The organism is Mesorhizobium sp. M0292, assembly GCF_040321695.1.
GTDB lineage: Bacteria > Pseudomonadota > Alphaproteobacteria > Rhizobiales > Rhizobiaceae > Mesorhizobium.
On sequence record NZ_JAMYSB010000001.1, the window covers coordinates 413813 to 431014 of the forward strand.

General features: G+C 63.5%; 16 protein-coding genes and 1 pseudogene. 10 read left to right on the forward strand and 7 right to left on the reverse strand.

Annotated elements, in window-relative coordinates; genetic code table 11:
- Positions 1 to 73 precede the first annotated feature (73 nt).
- The 3 genes from NKI96_RS02075 (at position 74) to NKI96_RS02085 (ending at position 2781) form a co-directional block, all read left to right on the forward strand.
- On the forward strand, positions 74 to 1063 hold the full coding sequence (locus NKI96_RS02075) for an AraC family transcriptional regulator (protein ID WP_023673498.1): 990 nt from the start codon (positions 74 to 76) through the stop codon (positions 1061 to 1063).
- Between the two features lie 59 nt (positions 1064 to 1122).
- Entirely contained in the window at positions 1123 to 2331 is a 1209-nt protein-coding gene (locus NKI96_RS02080) for an MFS transporter (protein ID WP_023715852.1), read from the forward strand.
- 183 nt (positions 2332 to 2514) lie between these two features.
- Positions 2515 to 2781, forward strand: a complete 267-nt coding sequence (locus NKI96_RS02085) for a hypothetical protein (RefSeq protein ID WP_023685989.1) — start codon at positions 2515 to 2517, stop codon at positions 2779 to 2781.
- 342 nt (positions 2782 to 3123) lie between these two features.
- Here NKI96_RS02085 and NKI96_RS02090 read toward each other — a convergent pair whose 3' ends face one another.
- The 4 genes from NKI96_RS02090 to NKI96_RS02105 all read right to left on the reverse strand — a co-directional run bounded on the left by NKI96_RS02090 (position 3124) and on the right by NKI96_RS02105 (position 6884).
- On the reverse strand, positions 3124 to 3672 hold the full coding sequence (locus NKI96_RS02090; protein WP_023673495.1) for a hypothetical protein: 549 nt from the start codon (positions 3670 to 3672) through the stop codon (positions 3124 to 3126).
- 82 nt (positions 3673 to 3754) lie between these two features.
- A complete protein-coding gene (locus NKI96_RS02095) occupies positions 3755 to 4819 on the reverse strand; it encodes a YcjF family protein (RefSeq protein ID WP_023693368.1) in 1065 nt (354 codons plus the stop codon).
- The gene (locus NKI96_RS02100; RefSeq protein ID WP_023673493.1) at positions 4816 to 6294 is read right to left on the reverse strand and encodes a YcjX family GTP-binding protein; all 1479 of its coding nucleotides are present in this window, start codon (positions 6292 to 6294) and stop codon (positions 4816 to 4818) included. Before NKI96_RS02100 ends, NKI96_RS02095 begins: the two co-directional genes overlap by 4 nt.
- A gap of 86 nt (positions 6295 to 6380) precedes the next feature.
- Complete coding sequence (locus NKI96_RS02105; RefSeq protein ID WP_023696494.1) at positions 6381 to 6884, reverse strand: SixA phosphatase family protein; 504 nt, start codon at positions 6882 to 6884, stop codon at positions 6381 to 6383.
- 69 nt (positions 6885 to 6953) lie between these two features.
- Here NKI96_RS02105 and NKI96_RS02110 point away from each other — a divergent pair, with 69 nt between their 5' ends.
- Together NKI96_RS02110 and dksA are read left to right on the forward strand one after the other, a co-directional pair.
- A complete protein-coding gene (locus NKI96_RS02110) occupies positions 6954 to 7133 on the forward strand; it encodes a hypothetical protein (RefSeq protein ID WP_352802740.1) in 180 nt (59 codons plus the stop codon).
- 5 nt (positions 7134 to 7138) lie between these two features.
- Complete coding sequence (dksA, locus tag NKI96_RS02115; RefSeq protein ID WP_023673491.1) at positions 7139 to 7555, forward strand: RNA polymerase-binding protein DksA; 417 nt, start codon at positions 7139 to 7141, stop codon at positions 7553 to 7555.
- 176 nt (positions 7556 to 7731) lie between these two features.
- Here the strand turns inward: dksA and NKI96_RS02120 are convergent, their stop codons facing one another.
- The gene (locus tag NKI96_RS02120) at positions 7732 to 8448 is read right to left on the reverse strand and encodes a flagellar biosynthetic protein FliO (protein ID WP_023688650.1); all 717 of its coding nucleotides are present in this window, start codon (positions 8446 to 8448) and stop codon (positions 7732 to 7734) included.
- A gap of 205 nt (positions 8449 to 8653) precedes the next feature.
- Between NKI96_RS02120 and cckA the strand changes: the two genes are divergently transcribed.
- Positions 8654 to 11224, forward strand: coding sequence for a cell cycle histidine kinase CckA (cckA, locus tag NKI96_RS02125; protein WP_023670922.1), 2571 nt, complete (start codon positions 8654 to 8656; stop codon positions 11222 to 11224).
- An 84-nt stretch (positions 11225 to 11308) separates the two neighbouring features.
- A complete protein-coding gene (locus tag NKI96_RS02130; protein ID WP_023712397.1) occupies positions 11309 to 12019 on the forward strand; it encodes a purine-nucleoside phosphorylase in 711 nt (236 codons plus the stop codon).
- A 5-nt stretch (positions 12020 to 12024) separates the two neighbouring features.
- Here NKI96_RS02130 and NKI96_RS02135 read toward each other — a convergent pair.
- Positions 12025 to 12323 (reverse strand): annotated as a pseudogene (locus NKI96_RS02135) (ribbon-helix-helix domain-containing protein).
- Between the two features lie 220 nt (positions 12324 to 12543).
- Here NKI96_RS02135 and NKI96_RS02140 point away from each other — a divergent pair.
- The 3 genes from NKI96_RS02140 to NKI96_RS02150 all read left to right on the forward strand — a co-directional run bounded on the left by NKI96_RS02140 (position 12544) and on the right by NKI96_RS02150 (position 15167).
- Positions 12544 to 12939 (forward strand): VOC family protein, encoded by a 396-nt coding sequence (locus tag NKI96_RS02140; protein ID WP_023684616.1) that lies wholly within the window; start codon positions 12544 to 12546, stop codon positions 12937 to 12939.
- An 80-nt stretch (positions 12940 to 13019) separates the two neighbouring features.
- Positions 13020 to 13544, forward strand: a complete 525-nt coding sequence (locus NKI96_RS02145) for a twin-arginine translocation pathway signal (RefSeq protein WP_023688647.1) — start codon at positions 13020 to 13022, stop codon at positions 13542 to 13544.
- 51 nt (positions 13545 to 13595) lie between these two features.
- On the forward strand, positions 13596 to 15167 hold the full coding sequence (locus NKI96_RS02150; RefSeq protein ID WP_023688646.1) for a GMC family oxidoreductase: 1572 nt from the start codon (positions 13596 to 13598) through the stop codon (positions 15165 to 15167).
- Positions 15168 to 15229: 62 nt separating this feature from the next.
- Here the strand turns inward: NKI96_RS02150 and NKI96_RS02155 are convergent, their stop codons facing one another.
- Positions 15230 to 17143, reverse strand: a complete 1914-nt coding sequence (locus NKI96_RS02155; RefSeq protein WP_023688645.1) for a PhoX family protein — start codon at positions 17141 to 17143, stop codon at positions 15230 to 15232.
- Between the last annotated feature and the right edge of the window lie 59 nt (positions 17144 to 17202).

Genomic DNA, 17202 nt, shown 5'->3' on the forward strand with positions numbered 1-17202 from the left:
CCGTGGCAGCGATTCCCCGGTGGAACAACAGTCTGCGCTTGCCTGTCGGACGGCCGGTATCTATATCTGACAAATGCCTGATTATTCGTCCCGGCCGTCGCCGCTGCCACATATCCCGATGGATGCGCTCAGCGAAGTTCTGCAAGACTTTCGCTTGAGTGGCGTCAACTATGGCCGCTGCGAACTCCGGCACCCATGGAGCATAGACTTTCCGCAACAACAACTGCTTCGTTTTCACTTTGTCGGCCAGGGTCCATGCTGGATTCACACCGAAGCGCAAGGCTGGCAGGAGTTGCGCGATGGCGATCTGGTGCTGCTGCCGCAAGGCATCGCCCATCGGCTGGCGAGTGCGCCGGACGTGGTGGGCGATTCGCTCGAGGGCTGCCAGGTGATCAAGTTGGGCGGCAACGTTTGCGAAGTGATACGGCAGGGAACGGGCGCGACAAGCACCCTTTTCTGCGGCTCCATGTCTCTCGGCTCCTATGCGCTCAATCCGTTGATCACGTTGATGCCGCCTCTCATCAAGGGTTGCGACGTGGCCGGCAATGACCCGATGGTCGGCCCTTTGCTGGCGGCCATGACGGTGGAGGCCGCGCAACCGCAGATGGGCAGCGCCACCATCCTGTCGCGTATGGCGGATTTGCTGACAGCCAGGCTCATCCGGTGCTGGGTCAATTGCAACGGCGCATCGACCACCGGTTGGCTCGCAGCCATCCGCGACCCCCATATAGGCCGCGCTCTGGCGGCCATGCACCGCGACCCCGGCCACAACTGGACGCTGGGAAGCCTCGCCGGCGTGGCAGGCCAATCGCGTTCGATTTTCGCCGAGCGCTTCAGCGCGGTATTGGGGGAGGGTGCCGCACATTATCTCGCCCGCCTGCGAATGCAGCTTGCCCGCGAATTGCTGGGCCAAAACGGCTTGTCGGTTGCCGAAGTCGCTACCCGTTTGGGCTATGATTCCGAGGCGTCCTTCGCCCGCGCGTTCAAGCGCATCACCAATGTCTCGCCAGGCGTTGTGCGTCGCACAATTCCCGGACGAATGGATATGAATTTCGGATTTTAAGGTACATAACATCCGGGCGGACTCGCCTATCTAAGATCTCCAACTGTGGAGATCTTTCCGTGACGGACACAACATTACAGCTTGAAGACGCCGCAATCGGCCTTGATGCCGATGCACCAGCCGCGTGGAGCGCGGCCACATGGTTTGCGGTCCTATCATTGGCGGCCACCAGCTTTGCCCTGGTGTCAGCCGAGTTCTTGCCGGCAGGTCTGTTGACGCCGATGGCGCGCGATCTCGGCATCAGCGAGGGAACTGCCGGACAGGTCGTCACCGCCACCGCTTCCGTTGGCGCCGTGACGGCCATGTTGAGCAATGTTCTCATCGGCCGATTGAACCGCAAGGCGGTGCTGGTTGGCCTCATGGCCCTGGCGGTCGGTTCCAATATTCTTGCGGCGCTGGCGCCCAATTTCTGGCTGCTGTTGCTGGGCCGGGCCGGGTTGGGGATCGCTCTTAGCGCTTTCTGGGCACTTTCCGTTGCCGTCGTGGCGCGGCTGGTCGGCGCCAATGCGACAGGTCGCGGCATGGCGATCGTGACCCTCGGCGTCTCGCTCGCGACCATTGCCGCGCCGTCGATGGGTGCGTTGATCAGTGACTGGCTGGGATGGCGCAGCGCGATGGCCATGACGGCGGGGCTGGCCGCGCTTGCCATGCTGCTGCAGCTTCTCAGCCTGCCGACCTTGCCTGCGGCGGCAAGCAACAGCCTTGCAGACGTCTTTCGGCTGACACGGCGGCGTGGCATCCAACTCGGCATGCTTGCCATTGTTCTGCTGATGACCGGGCATTTTGCCGGCTCGGTCTATGTGCGCCCGTTCCTCGAACAGGTGACGCTCCTCACAACCGGGCCGATTGCCCTGGCACTGCTCGGGTTCGGCATCGCCGCTGTGATCGGCAATATTGCCGGTGGCCGCCTGGCCGACACCAACATCCACATGGCCCTCGCAGTTACCGCCGCGTTGATGGCGTTTGCGGCACTCGCTTTGGTGCTTTGGGGCGCGCAAACCGGCGTTGCCTTCGGCTTTGTTACGCTGTGGGGCTTCGCCTTCGGCATGGCGCCGGTGGTGCTGCCGACCAATATGTCTCGCGCGGCATCTGATGCGCTGGAAGCAGCAGGCAGCCTGATGGTCACTTCCTTCCAGGTTGCCATCACCGTCGGTGCGGTTGTCGGCGGCTATGTCGTGGACACCTATGGCGCTACGGGACCTTTGACCCTAACCGCCGTCCTTGCCGCGGCGACGGCCGCACTGGCGCTGCTGCAGCCTCGTGGCTGAAACCTCGCTTCGTCTGACACGGGCGGCCTCAATCAGGCCGTCCGCGCCGTTGCAGCAGCGCTGCACAGGTTTATGCGCCGCACACGTTGCGTTTTGCCGCAATCGGCGGCTATGGGACGCCAGGCTTCGGCCGTTGGAAGGCAGCGACGATCAAGTTCTGCCTTCGTGAGGAGAATGACTGACATGAAGAAGTTTTTGCTCGTCGGCGTGGGTGTCGCCATGCTTGCCGCATCGGCCTGTTCGAAGGCGCCTGAATGCACGCAGGAAATCGCGGCCAAGAAGGCGCAGGAAATGACCGCCGCGCTGCAGGAAGCGATCACCAAGGATCCGACCAAGGCCGCCGACCTGACCGCCAAGGTGCAGGCTGTGACGACCAAATATCAGGGCGCCACCACGCCGGCCGACGCCTGCAAGGCCTATGACGATCTGACGGCCGCCATCAAGGGCTGATTCTTCGTTCGGAAATTGAGGAAGGCGGTGGCTCGAGTAGCCGCCGCCTTTTTTGCTGGTGTTCTTAAAGCGCATCGCGCTGACACGGAGGACCGCCGGCACGCACAGGACCATGACACGTTGGCCTTGCTGTGGCTTGGGCCATCGGAGACGCTGACATCGTCGGTTGCGCGCCACATGTCCGGTCGCGGCAGAAAGGTGCCGCCCGAGCGGCCCGTGCTTGAGGAGCGCCAACCTGGCCGCAAGGTGGCGTGTCCTTCCCGACATCGAGCTGAGCGGAACAGCTCAGCTAACGCGCAGTGCAACCCCGTTCCGCGCTTTTTTCGGGGAACCGCTTGAGAGTCAGTTTTTGGCGATGGAGCCGACTTCGACGGCGTCGACGCGCTTGAGGCTCATGCCGATGACCGGCACCAGCTGCTGGTCGACGCGCACGGCGATGGTCACCGTCATCGAATTGTCGTCGGGAATGCGGGCCTGCATGACGCCGCGCAGCTGGTTGCGGTTGATGGTGAAGACGACTTTGCGGGCATCGACCACGTTGCCGCCGATGATGTCCAGGCCCGACCCCGCGGCGCCGCCCATGAAATTGCCCTTGTAGTCGCGGCCCTTGCGCTCGACGGTCGCCGACATTTTCTGGGTGAAGACACCGACGCGGCAGTCGCCATCGAGCGTCATGCCGGTCTTGTTGTCCGGCGTCGAGCCGTCGAAGCTGCAGGTGAACTTCGTGCCCTTGTATTTGCCGGCGATGATTTCGCCCGGGCCGACCCATTTGCCTTCAACGGTGCGGAAGAACTGCTTGTCGGGCTCCGCTGCAAAGGCTTTCCCGGTCGGGCCCAGAGGTGCTGCAAGCGCGACCAGGGGCAGGACGCAGGACAAGATTACGCTTTTCATAGACGACACCCGGCAACAAGGAGGCTGTTGTTGGACGACCATGAACAAGATTGGTTAATGCTTGGTGACCGCGAGAGGGCGTTCACTTGGTCGAGGCGGGTGCTTCATTCTCTTTTCTGGCCGCAAACGAGGTCAGCGCCGACAGGAAATCGCCCATACCCGGCCGCCTGCCGGCAATGAAGGGCAGGGGCCGCGCCGTCTCCATGGCAGCAATGCCGATACGCGCCGTCATCATGCCGTTGACCACGCCTTCGCCGAGTTTCGCCGAAAGCCGTGCGGCAAGGCCATGGCCGACGATCTGCTGGACAAAGCTGTCGCCGACGGCGATCGAGCCGGTCACCGCCAGATGGGCAAGAACGCTGCGCGCCAGCCGGAAAAAGCCCAGCGTGCCCGGCCTGCCGCCGTAGAGTTCGGACAAGCGGCGGATCAGGCGCCCGGCCTCGAACACGACATAGGCAACGTCTACGAGTGCGCGGGGGCTGACGGCGGTGACCAGCGACACGCGTTTGGCTGCTTCGAGGATCATCACCTTGGCTCTCGCATCGAGCGGCCCGAGAATTTCGGTCTCGGCCAGTCGCACCAGATTGCCGCCATCGATGATCTCGCCGCGCAATTCGGCCAGGGAGCGCCTGCCGGCCGCGGTTTCGGGTTTCGCAGCGACAAAGGCCGAAAGCTCTTCGACGACGGCCCTTGCAGCCTTCGGATCGTCGCGGGCCACGGCATCGAGCGCCCGCTTTTGCAGTTTTTCGACCTCGGCCAGCCGGGCGATAGCCAGGAATTCGCGCACCAGCACGACTGCGAGGGCCAACACGGCAATTGCGGCCATTCCCGCTGCCAGCCACCCCAGCCACTCTGCGCGCTCGAACAGGTCGCGGATGAGCTGGTCGGTCCACAGGCCGACGGCGAGCGAAACCAGCACGCCGACCGCGCCGAAAAACAGGCTGGCAAACAGCGAGCGCCTGCGCGGCGCGGTCGCCGGCGGCGGTTCGGCGGCGACAATGTCCGGCTCATCGAAGACATCGATCTCGGCCGGCACGACGACGGTGCGCGGCTTGCGCGGCGGCTCGGCATGGGGGCTGCGCGTTTCCTGCTTCGGTTCGGCCTCCGGCTCGATGCGGAAAGCTGCCGGTCTGCGGGGCGCGGTCATGCCAGATGGTCTCCGATCAGGAACTGCAAGGCGCGGTCGAGCCTGATATGCGGCAGCGACAGCGTGACGCCTTCAGCGGTGCGTTCGAGCTTTGGCGGGCGAAAGCGCACGAAACGGATCGCCGGATCGTCGCTGCTCTGCCGGTGGTCGGCTTCCGAAACGTCGAAAACCGCATCAATTTTCTCCGGCAAGTCCCCGGGAAATATGGCGGTTTCGGCTTTACCATCAAAGGTTTCGCCGTTGATCTTCTCGCCCTTCAGCGGCGTGCCGATGATCACCGGCAGGGTGTCGCGGCCTTGCTTGACCGTGCCTTCGCGCGTCGCGCGCACCGCCGCCATGGCGACCACATCGACATCGGCGCCGGTGAAATTTGCCCGCGCCACGGCGCGGTCGGCAAGCCGCCGCACGATTGCCTGCAGCCGGTCATGGCTTTCGTGATGCAAATGGTCGGCCTTGGTCGCGGCAACCAGGATGCGGTCGATGCGGCGTGAAAACAGGTCGGTGAGGAAATTGCCTCGGCCAGGACGGAAACAGGAGAGGATTTCGGTCACCGCGCGTTCCAGGTCGGCCATCGCGCCGGGGCCGGCGTTCAACGCCTGCATGGCGTCGATCACCACGATCTGGCGGTCGAGGCGGGTGATGTGTTCGCGGAAGAACGGTTTCACCACATGCGTCTTGTAGGCCTCGTAGCGGCGCTCCATCATCGCTTGCAGCGAGCCGGAGCGCGGCCGTTTCTCACCCTTGAGCAGCAAGGGCGCGAAGGTCAGCGCCGGCGATCCCTCGAGGTCGCCAGGCATCAGGAAACGGCCGGGCGGCAAGGTCGAAAGCGCCCGCTCGTCGAGCTTGCAGGCCTTGAGGTAGGCGGCAAAACTCTCGGCGAGGCGCCGCGCCGTCATCTCGTCGGCTTCGGCATTGGGTTCGATCCTCGCCGACAGCGCCCGCCAGTCCTGCGACAGGTCGGCCCGCACCGGCAGCATCGCCATCTCGAACGCCTCGCGCGAAAAATCGGCGAAGGATTTGCCGAGCAGCGGCAGGTCGAGCAGCCATTCGCCGGGGTAGTCGACGATGTCGACCGACAATCGGCCGCTGGAAAACATCCGGTTCCAACCGGAGGCAGACTCATATTCGATGGTGAGCCTGAGTTCCGAAATGGCGCGCGTCGAGTCCGGCCAGACACGGTCGTTGACCAGGGCGGAGATATGGTCCTCGTACTGAAAACGCGGCACGGCATCGTCCGGCTGTTCCTCGAGGAAGGCGCGAGCGATCCGTCCCGACTTCTGCGCCTCGAACAGCGGCAGGCGCCCACCATGGATGAGATTGTGGACAAGGGCGGAGATGAACACTGTCTTGCCGGCGCGCGAAAGGCCGGTAACGCCCAGCCGAAGCGACGGCGAAAAAAGCCCGCTCGCACGCCCCGACAGCGTATCCAGGGCAATTCTCGCTTCGTCGGTGAAAGTGGTCAGCGATGATGCCAAAATCTGTTCTCTCGAGGCTTCCGTTCGCCCGATATAGGCTTTGCATCTCCAGTTTGAAATGGCGCCTGGACCTGGCCGGTTTCCGCTCAGAGATCGGCGGGCGTCAGGAAGGCTTCGAGATAGCCCGAACCTTGCGCGGCGTCGGTGAGGGTACCGTCGAAGCGCACGACCGCAAGGCCGGAGGTCGGGAAACCATGGTTCATGATGGCCCGCGCGGCCTCGTCGCCATCGCCCGAGACCGCCATGGCAAGGTCTTCCGTCATCGGATTGTGGCCGATGACCAGCAGCGAGCCGGGGCCGCCATTGCTGCGGATGATGGCGAGGTAGCCGGCGGCATCCTCGCTGTAGAGCGTGTCGAAGAACAGCACCCGGCCGGTATCGGTGTGGCCGGCGATGCCTTCCAGCGTCTGGCGCGCCCGCTTGGCGTTGGAGCAGAGCGTGATATCGGGGATGTAGTTGCGGGCACGCATCGCCGTCCCCATCATTTCGGCATCGGCAATGCCGGATGCGTCGAGCGGGCGATCGAAGTCGCGCACGCCGGGCAGGGCCCAGCCAGCCTTTGCATGCCTCAACAGATACAGTCTGCTCACCGGACCCCCAATGGTGTGCTGCCCACCAATGACACAACTGGATTAGCCACGAGAAAGGCCTGAGGCACAATGGGCGGCGACGCCCAAGCGCAGCGAATCATGTGCGAATTCGCCCGCGCCCTTGCTGTGGAAGGCTTTGCTGAGGATCGCCCGCACGGCATTAACAATTGCGTGAAACGCGCGCGGATTACGCTTGTGCAGCCTTCTCTGCACGAATATATAGGCGCCAAATTTGGGGTTGTTGGGTGAGTCGAATGAACGATATCGTTACAGCCAATTACGTACCCTCCGAAGACGAGCCGTTCATGAACGAACGGCAGAAATCCTACTTTCGCCTGAAGCTCGTCACCTGGAAGACCGACATACTGCGCGAAGCGCGCGAAACTCTCGAAATCCTGCAGCAGGAAAACGCCAACCATCCCGATCTCGCCGATCGTGCTTCCTCGGAAACCGACCGCGCCATCGAGCTTCGGGCCCGCGACCGCCAGCGCAAGCTCATTTCAAAGATCGATTCGGCGCTGCAGCGCATCGATGAAGGCACATACGGCTATTGCGAGGAAACCGGCGAGCCGATCGCGCTGAAGCGTCTCGACGCGCGTCCGATCGCGACCTTGTCGATCGAAGCGCAGGAGCGCCACGAACGCCGCGAGAAGGTCTATCGCGACGATTGAGCCGCTGCCGTCAGGCAGGACTGTTTCATCGAAATGGCCGGGTTTCCCGGCCATTTGTGTTTTTAGCGAAGGGTTTAATCGCACGAAGTTAAAGCGCGTCGCGCTGAACGGATTTGTGCGACACGCTTAAGCGGCGTTCGATCGGGAATCGGCAAGATGTGACGGTTCGCCGGGCTTTATCGTTTCTGGCTGGCGAGTTCGCCGAGCAGCTTGGTCATCTCGTCGTCGAGAGACTGCGGTGCCTTCGCAGCCGGCTTGCTTGCCGGTTTGGGGTGCGAATCGTCGAGCGAGACCTCGAGTTCCCGCATCAGCGTATCGTCGATGGACTCATGCTTCGGTGGCGGGGCCTGCCGGGCAGTATTGGCGGCGGAGCCATAGGCCGGCAGCGGTGTCACATTGCTCGCCTGGTAGATTTGAGCCGGTTTCGGCGCCGGTGCGGCCTGGCGCGGCGGAACGGCGGCTGGAGCAGCCCTTACCGGTTGCGGCGGTGGCGCCTGCCTTGCGGGCGCGGTGGGAGCGGGTTGTGCTGCGCGCGGACCCGGCGCCTGTTGCTGCTGGCCAACACCGCCATCGCCGGTCAATGCCGGACGGCGTGGCGCCGCAAGTCTGATATCGCGCTCGACGACAACGTCGGTTGGGCCGCCGATCAAAAGCAGGTGTTCGATGTCGTCGCGACGGATGAGCACCAGCCGGCGGTGGCTGTCGACCGCCGTGGCGTCCATGACCGCCAGCCGTGTCTTGCGGTTCCTGCCGCCGGCAACGAAGGTGCCGAAGGTCAGGTTGCGGACCAGCCTGATGATGATGAGCACGATGACCAGCAGGACAAGGGCAGCAAACGTCCACAGCAGCGCTGCGGCATATCCGGGACCCGCCACATTATCCAGCCACTGCATCGGTGCCCCCAATCGGCTTTTGAAGTGGAGGGACACTAGACCGTTGCGGCCAGCCACCGCAAGTTGCCTTCACGCTTCGTGAACAGCTTGAAAACACCGACGCGTCATTTTTATCCGACATTTGCCGCCAGGGCCTTTTCCGGATTAGGAGAATGTGATTCAACCGGCCGGGGGCGGTGTCGGACAACTCACGAGCAGGGGGCATATGGCCAGGGAAACGCGCGGCGATTTCTATCCGGTACCGATCGTCGATCAGAACACGCGGCCAGGCGCGGTTACCCGGCTCATCGTGTTCATCATCGTCCTGACCGGGGCCGCAATCGTTTTCGGCATTTTCCGCGAGCGTCTTGGCGATCCGTTCCTGCTCGGCATGCTGGGCGTGCTTGCCATGATCGGCGTTGGCTTCCTGTTCGCCACGGCCATCGGCTTCGTGCAGATCGCGCCGCGTTCGACCGGGGATGAACTGTCGAAGGCCTTCGTCGATTCCATGTCGCAGGGCCTGATCGTCACCGACACCAAGGGCCGCGTCGTCTACGCCAACCGGGCCTATGCCGAGATGACCGGGGCTGCGTCGGCCGCCGATCTGAAGACGGTCGAAGGCCTGCTTTCCGATGTCCCCGAAGCTTCGGTGACCATATACCGGCTGGCCTCGGGCTTGCGCGATGGCCAGGCCGGCGACGGTGAGTTCCGGCTGGCACAGTCGATCCGGCCGGGCGCCGAACCCGGCGCGCGCTGGTACCGGGCGCGGGCCCGGACCTTCAGCGTTCCCGGTCAGCGCCTGCCGATGCTTGCCTGGCAGCTTGCCGACATCTCGCAGGAAAGGGCCGAGCAGGAGCGTTTCTTCCTCGACTTGCAGAAGGCCATCGACCATCTCGACCATGCGCCGGCCGGTTTCTTCTCGGCCGACCAGGAAGGCCGCGTCACCTACATCAACGCCACGCTCGCCGAATGGCTGGGCATCGATCTGGCGAGCTTCACCCCTGGCGCCGTGACACTCCCGGAAATCGTCGCCGGCGACGGCATGGCGCTGGTGCGCTCGGTCAAGGCCGATCCGGGCACCACCCGCAACGCGGTCATCGATCTCGATCTGACGACGACGACTGGCGAGGCGCTGCCGGTGCGCTTCATGCATCGGGTCTCGGCCAGCCGCGAGGGGACCAACGGTCCGACCCGCACCATCGTACTCAACCGCACCCAGGGCGAGGACGCGTCGGCCGACCTTCGCGCATCCGAGGTGCGCTTCACCCGCTTCTTCAATTCGACGCCGATGGCCATTGCCGCCGTCGACAATGGCGGCCGCATCCTGCGCACCAACGCGCCGTTCCTGTCGCTGTTTTCCTCCGTCGTCGACGGCGACGCGGTCGACCGCCGCGTGCGGCTGGACACCGTGATCCATGAGCGCGACCGGCCGGCCTTTGCCGCCGCGTTCGAAAAGGCGCGGCTGAGGCAGGCCGACATCGAGCCGATCGACACGCTGCTGCCCGGCAATGAGGAGCGTCACATCCGCTTCTACGTCAACGCCGTCGCCGACGGCACCGGCGAGGGCGCCGAGGAATCGGCCATCGTCTATGCCGTCGAGACCACCGAGCAGAAGGCGCTCGAGGGCCAGATGGCGCAGAGCCAGAAGATGCAGGCTGTCGGACAGCTTGCCGGCGGCATCGCCCACGACTTCAACAATGTGCTGACCGCCATCATCATGGCGTCGGATCTTTTGCTGACCAATCACCGTCCGTCGGACCCATCCTTCCCCGACATCATGAACATCAAGCAGAATGCCAACCGGGCGGCCTCGCTGGTGCGGCAGTTGCTCGCCTTCTCGCGCAAGCAGACTTTGCGGCCGGAAGTGCTGAACCTGACCGACGTGCTTGCCGATCTCCGGATGCTGCTTGCCCGCCTGGTCGGCAACGAGATCAAGCTGAAGGTCGACCACGGGCGCGATTTGTGGCCGGTCAAGGTCGATATCGGCCAGTTCGAGCAGGTGGTGGTCAACCTCGCCGTCAACGCGCGCGACGCCATGCCGGCCGGCGGCGACCTCACCGTGCGCACCCGCAACGTCACCGCCGAACAATGCAAGAGCTTCTCCTACCGCGAGCTCACGCCTGCCGACTATGTCGTGGTCGAGGTCGAGGATAGCGGCTCGGGCATTGCCCCGGACGTGCTGAAGAAGATTTTTGAGCCGTTCTTCACCACCAAGGAAGTCGGCAAAGGCACCGGCCTTGGCCTGTCGATGGTCTATGGCATCATCAAGCAGACCGGCGGTTTCATCTTCTGCGATTCCGAAGTCGGCAAGGGCTCGACCTTCCGCATCTTCTTGCCGCGCCATATCGTGGAGGCGAAGAAGCCCGGCGACGTCAGCGAGGCGCCGGCTGCGCCGGTGAAAGCCGCCGACAGCGCCAAGGACCTGTCGGGCTCGGCCACTGTGCTCCTCGTCGAGGACGAAGACGCCGTGCGCATGGGCGGCTCGCGGGCGCTGACCTCGCGCGGTTATACCGTCCATGAGGCCTCCTCGGGCGTCGAGGCGCTGGAAGTCTTCGAAGCGCTCGGCGGCAAGGTCGATATCGTCGTGTCCGACGTGGTGATGCCGGAAATGGACGGACCGACGCTGCTCGGCGAACTGCGCAAGCGCCAGCCCGACATCAAGTTCGTCTTCGTGTCCGGCTATGCCGAAGACGCTTTCGCCAGAAACCTGCCGCCGGACGCGCAATTCGGCTTCCTGCCGAAGCCGTTCTCCCTCAAGCAGCTGGCCACCGTGGTCAAGGATGTGTTGGAGTCTTAGGGCGCCCTAATTCAAAGCTTGCGCAATGACGTGACGCTGCCATGATTGCAGGCGAAACGGGCGGCGGGTATTGGGGAGCATGTCGTGACGCCGCACAACGAGGCTGCCAGGGGCGACTATGCCGCAACGGTGCTGTTGCCGGGCGATCCGCAACGCGCCGAGTGGATGGCAAAGACATTTCTTGAGGCACCGCGCTGCGTCAACCGCCGCCGGGGCGCACTCGGCTTCACTGGTCTCTATCGCGGCCGTCCCATCAGCATCCAGGCCACCGGCATCGGTGTCCCGTCCTTCCTGGTCTATGTGCATGAACTCCTGGATGTTCACGGCGTCAAAACGCTGATCCGCACAGGTACCTGCGGCGGCCTGACACCCCGCGTGCCGCTGCGCTCCTTGGTGATCTCGCAGTCGGTGCGCGCCGAAAGCGACCAAAGCGGCCAGGTCTTCGGCCTCTACGATGCTGCCGCCGGGCCCGATCCCGGCCTGTTCGCCCACGCTTTGGCCTGCGCCGCCCAGCTCGGCATCGACCACCAGGCCGGGCTGACCATCTGCAGCGACGTCTTCTACCACCCTGTAGGGCGCGACCGCTTTGCCGAAGCGCAGGCGCTTGGCGCTCTCGCTGTCGATATGGAAACCAGCGCACTCTACCGAATCGCGGCGCATTTCGGCGCCCGCGCGCTGTCGCTGCTGACTGTCGTCGACAACATCGTGACCGGCGAACAGACTGCCTATTCCGAACGTCAGGCGCTGTTCACCGATATGGCGCGGCTCGGGCTCGACGTTGCGGCGGAAGGCTAGCTTCCTCAGGCCGCTTCGCGCTTCGGCGTCAGCTCATCCATGTCTGGCCGGTGACCGCGCAGATAGAGCGCGCAGGTGGTACGCAGCATCGACGCGAAGTTGGGATGGCGCCGTTGATCTCGATCGCCTCGTCATAGAGTTTTGAGATGAACTTCGGCGTCGTCAGGCCCTGGCTGTCGGCAATTTCGTCAAGCAGCGCCCAGAACGTTCCTTCAAGGATACTCGTAGAGTGACCGTCGATGCGGATCGACCGGTTGATCTGTCGATAGCCTTCCGGATCCTGCCCGGCAAAAACCCTGCACATCCTTACCTCCCGATATTGTTGGTTTTGGGCGCAGCGTGTCGCGCCTTCAAGTTGTGGTTGTCCCTGCATGTTCGGCCTTGTGGGCCGAATCGGCAATCGGACTTTCGTCTTTAGGCGCTGGCATAGCAGCGATTGCAAATTTAGCCGTGGTAACCGGCTGCCACCACCTTTCGCGCGTGCCGCCCATAATCGCCTCCAACATGCAGCGGCGGAGACTGATTTGGCGAAGGCAATCCATTCCATGATCCGGGTTCTCCAAGAGGCCAGATCCGTCGATTTCTACAGAAACGCTTTCGGGCTCGACGTCGCCGACAGGCTGGATTTCGAGACATTCACGCTGATTTACCTTGCCAACGCCGAAACGGGGTTCGAGCTCGAACTCACCGTGAACAAGGGCCGCACCGAGCCTTATGGGCTTGGCGACGGTTACGGCCATCTGGCGGTCTCGGTGTCCGATCTCGACAGCGAACACGACCGGATCGGCGCGCTCGGCCTCAACCCCAAGAAGATCGTCGAATTCAACCGCGACGGATCGCTGATCGCCCGCTTTTTCTTCATCGAGGACCCCGACGGCTACAAGATCGAGGTTCTGCAGCGTGGAGGGCGCTTCCAGTAGGGGATTATCAGCCGCATTCAGCCGCGCGGCGCCAGCAACGGCGCTGTTCAAGGGCGCAAACAGCAAGCAGGGAGGAACAAATGGTCACGATCTATGACGCGAGGCTCTCACGTCGTGAACTTCTCAAACGCGGCGGCATCGGCGCGTTGCTCGTCATTTCCGGCAGCGCCGTCATCAGCCCTGAAAATGCCTGGGGGCTCGAGACATCAGCGCTCAAGCCCGAAACCATGGCGACGCTGATCCAGATGGCGCGCGACATCTATCCGCACGATCAGGTGCCCGACAAATACTACGCCATCGCCGTAAAAGGCCATGACGAGCAGGCCGGCAAGGACGCTGCCTACAAGACGATGATCGAAGACGGCATCGCCGACCTCGACAAGAAGTCGGGCGAGGGCGGCTATCGCGGCCTCGGCTGGGAGGAGCAGCGCGTCGCCGTGCTGCAGCAGATCGACGCGACGCCGTTCTTCCAGTCCATCCGCGGCGGCCTCGTCGTCAGCCTCTACAACCAGCAGGAGGTGTGGCCGATCTTCGGCTACGAGGGCGAATCCTACTCCAAGGGCGGCTACATCGCGCGCGGTTTCGACGACATAGAGTGGCTCTGAGCCCTTCCGTCGTTCTGAAACCCGGCAAACAGGAATTCATGGGAGGAAACCATGGCAGCTTCATTTGATCTCAACAACGATGGCGTGGTCGTGATCATCGGCTCCGGCGCCGGCGGCGGCACGCTCGGCAACGAACTCGCCCAGAAAGGCGTCGATGTCGTCATCCTCGAGGCCGGCGCGCGCCACGAATACGAGGATTTCATCAATGATGAGTGGGGTTCCTTCAGCCAACTCGCCTGGACGGACAAGCGCACGACGTCCGGCGACTGGCGGGTGTCGAAGGATTTCCCCAATTTGCCGGCCTGGATAGTCAAATCGGTCGGCGGCTCGACCACGCACTGGGCCGGCGCCTCGCTGCGCTTCCAGGAGCATGAGTTCAAGACGCTCTCGACCTACGGCAAGCTGGAAGGCGCCAACCTGCTGGACTGGCCGGTCACATTGGCCGAGATGGAGCCGTACTACGCCAAGGCGGAAGCCAAGATGGGCGTCACCGGCACCAATGGCTGGCCGCGGCTGCCCGGCAACAACAATTTCAAGGTGCTCAAGGCCGGCGCCGACAAGCTCGGCTACAAGGAATGTCATACCGGCAACATGGCAATCAATTCGGTCGAGCGTGATGACCGGAACTCCTGCCAACAGACCGGCTTCTGCTTCCAGGGCTGCAAATGGGGCGCCAAATGGTCGACGCTCTATACCGAGATCCCCAAGGGCGAGGCCTCCGGCCATCTCGAAGTCCGGCCGAATGCCATGGCGATCAAGATCAACCACGACGCCTCAGGCAAGGTGACCGGCGTCGTCTATGCCGACAAGGACGGCAAGCTGCAGGAACAGAAGGCCCGCATTGTCGCCGTCGCCGGCAACTCGATCGAAAGCCCGCGCCTGCTGCTAAACTCCGAGTCAGCGAAGTTTCCGCAAGGGCTTGCCAATTCGTCGGGGCAGGTCGGCAAGAACTACATGCGCCACACCACCGGTTCGGTCTACGCCATCTTCGACCAACCGGTGCATATGTATCGCGGCACCACCATGGCCGGCATTATCCGCGACGAGGCGCGGCACGATCCCTCACGCGGCTTTGTCGGCGGCTATGAATTCGAGACGCTGTCGCTCGGCTTGCCCTTCATGGCCGCCTTCCTCAATCCCGGCGGCTGGGGCCGTTCCTTCACCACCGCGCTCGACCACTATGATCACATGGCTGGCCTGTGGATCGTCGGCGAGGACATGCCGCGCGCGGAAAACCGCGTCACGCTGCACAAGGACGAGAAGGACGCGCACGGCATGCCGATCGCCGACGTGCATTTCGATGATCATCCCAACGACACGGCGATGCGCAACCATGCCTACAAGCAGGCCACAGCGCTTTATGATGCGGTCGGCGCGACGCGCTCCTTCCCGACGCCGCCCTATCCCTCAACCCACAATCTCGGCACCAACCGGATGAGTGAAAAGGCGGAAGACGGCGTCGTCAACAAGCACGGCCAGGCGCACGACATCAAAAACCTGTTCGTGTCGGACGGCAGCCAGTTCACCACCGGTGCGGCTGAAAATCCGACGCTGACGATCGTGTCGCTGGCTATCCGCCAGGCCGAATACATCGCTTCGCAAATGTCGGCCAAGACGATCTGAGCCGTCCTCCCGGATCGCTACGCGGAACGCGCATGGCGCGTTCCGCCCTTTTCCCTAGGACACTATGCGCCGACCGGCTGTCCGTCCTTGCGGCGGATGGCGACGACGGACGGCCGCGGCAATTGGCCATCCCTGAAGTCGGGCCACAGCGTCTGCGCCTTGTCGAGCGTCTCTGCATCTTCCGCAGGGTGCTGCACCGACAGGAACAAAGTCGAGCCGTCCGGCGTGAAGCACGGGCCGGTCGCTTCGGCGCCGTGCGGGCAGGTGAACAGCAGCTTCGGCAGGCCGCGCGCCGCACCTTCGGTGTCGACGCCATAGACGCCGTCCGGCAGGTCGAAATCATTGGCGCCGTCCGTCGCCACCCACAGCCGCCCGGCCGGATCGAAGGTGATGTTGTCGGGGCAGACGAACCAGCCATTGTCCGACGTATCCGGATGGAAGGTGGCGCCGACCTTGGCATCCCTGGGATTGCCGCAGAGCACGAACAGGTCCCAGGCATAGTTTTCGGCCGTGTGGTCGGCGTCCGCGCCGCGGCGGCCGGGCGGGATCAGTTCGACAATATGGCCCCAGAGATTTTCCGGCCGCGTGTTGGCCGGATTGACCTTTGACTGGTCGCGCTTCTTGTTCTTGGTCATCACCGCATAGACGCGGCCGGTCACCGGATTGGTCTCGATGTCCTCGGGCCGGTCCATCGGCGTGGCGCCGAGCGCATCTGCCGCAAACCGCGTCTTCAACAGCACCTCGGCCTGGTCGGCAAAACCGTTCTCGACGGTAAGCTTGCCCTGGCCGTGCACCAACGGCAGCCACGTCATCGAGCCATCGGCATCGAAGCGGGCGACCGACAGCACGCCATCGTCGAGCAGATCGGCGCCGGAGGCCGGATTGGCCTTGTCATAGGCCTTGGCCGAGACGAAGCGGTACATATATTCGAAATAGTCGTCGTCACCCATATAGACGACAACGCGGCCGTCCTTGTTGAGGACCACGGTCGAGGCCTCATGCGACATGCGGCCAAGTGCCGTGCGCTTCACCGGCCTGGACTGAGGATCGTAAGGGTCGATCTCGACCACCCAGTCGAAGCGGTTGGCCTCGTTCGGTTCCTTGTCGAGGTTGAAGCGGTCATGGAAGCGGCCGCGGCCATAGATGTCGGAGCCGTCGAAGCCGTAACGGTCGAGCAGGTCGGCAGTCGGCGCCTTTTTCGGGTCGCCGCCGAAAATGTCGGACACGCCTTCCTCGCAGGTCAGCACCGTACCCCAGGGGGTGAAACCGCCGCTGCAATTATAGCTGGTGCCGAGCACTTTCGTGCCAGTCGGGTCGGCCGAAGTTTTCATCAGCGCATGGCCGGCAACCGGTCCGGAAACGGTCATTTCGGTGTTGGCGGTGATGCGGCGGTTGAGCGGGCTGTCCGCCACGCTTGCCCACTTGCCGTCCTTCAATTGCACCTCGACGATCGAATGGCCCATCGCGGCCATGCCGAGATCGACCTGTTCCCTGGTCATCGTCTTGCCGGCATCGCCCTCGGTCATCCCCGGAAACATCACATTGGGCGAGATGTATTCGTTGTTGACGCAGAGCAGGCCATGATCGGAATTCACCGTGCCCTTGGGCAGCGGCATGAAGGCGATGTAGTCGCAATTGTAGCCGAAGCGCTTTTCCTGTTCCTCCGCCGCGACCTTGTTGCCGTCGAATTCGGCGAGGCCGGCTGCAAGCGGGTCGCCCCAGCGCGCGACGATGGTCGTCTCATAGCCTTCGGCGGCGGCATGGGTCTTGCCGTAGACCCGTTTCAGCTCGGGAAAGCCGAGCGTCGACTGCGCTGTGGCGGCATGCGTTTCGCCGGCAAACAAGGAGCCGACAAAGCTGCCGCCGGCAATCAGCGCGCCGGAGGCGAGGCTGCCTTTCAAAAGAGACCGGCGCGAGACGCGCTCGGCGATGATTTCGCGGATGACGGGGGAGGATGAAGACGGTGCATTGGCCATGGTGTCTGCCTCTCAGGGTGGATGTTACGGCGCACCGTTGCCCTAGTCTGCTTAGGCAA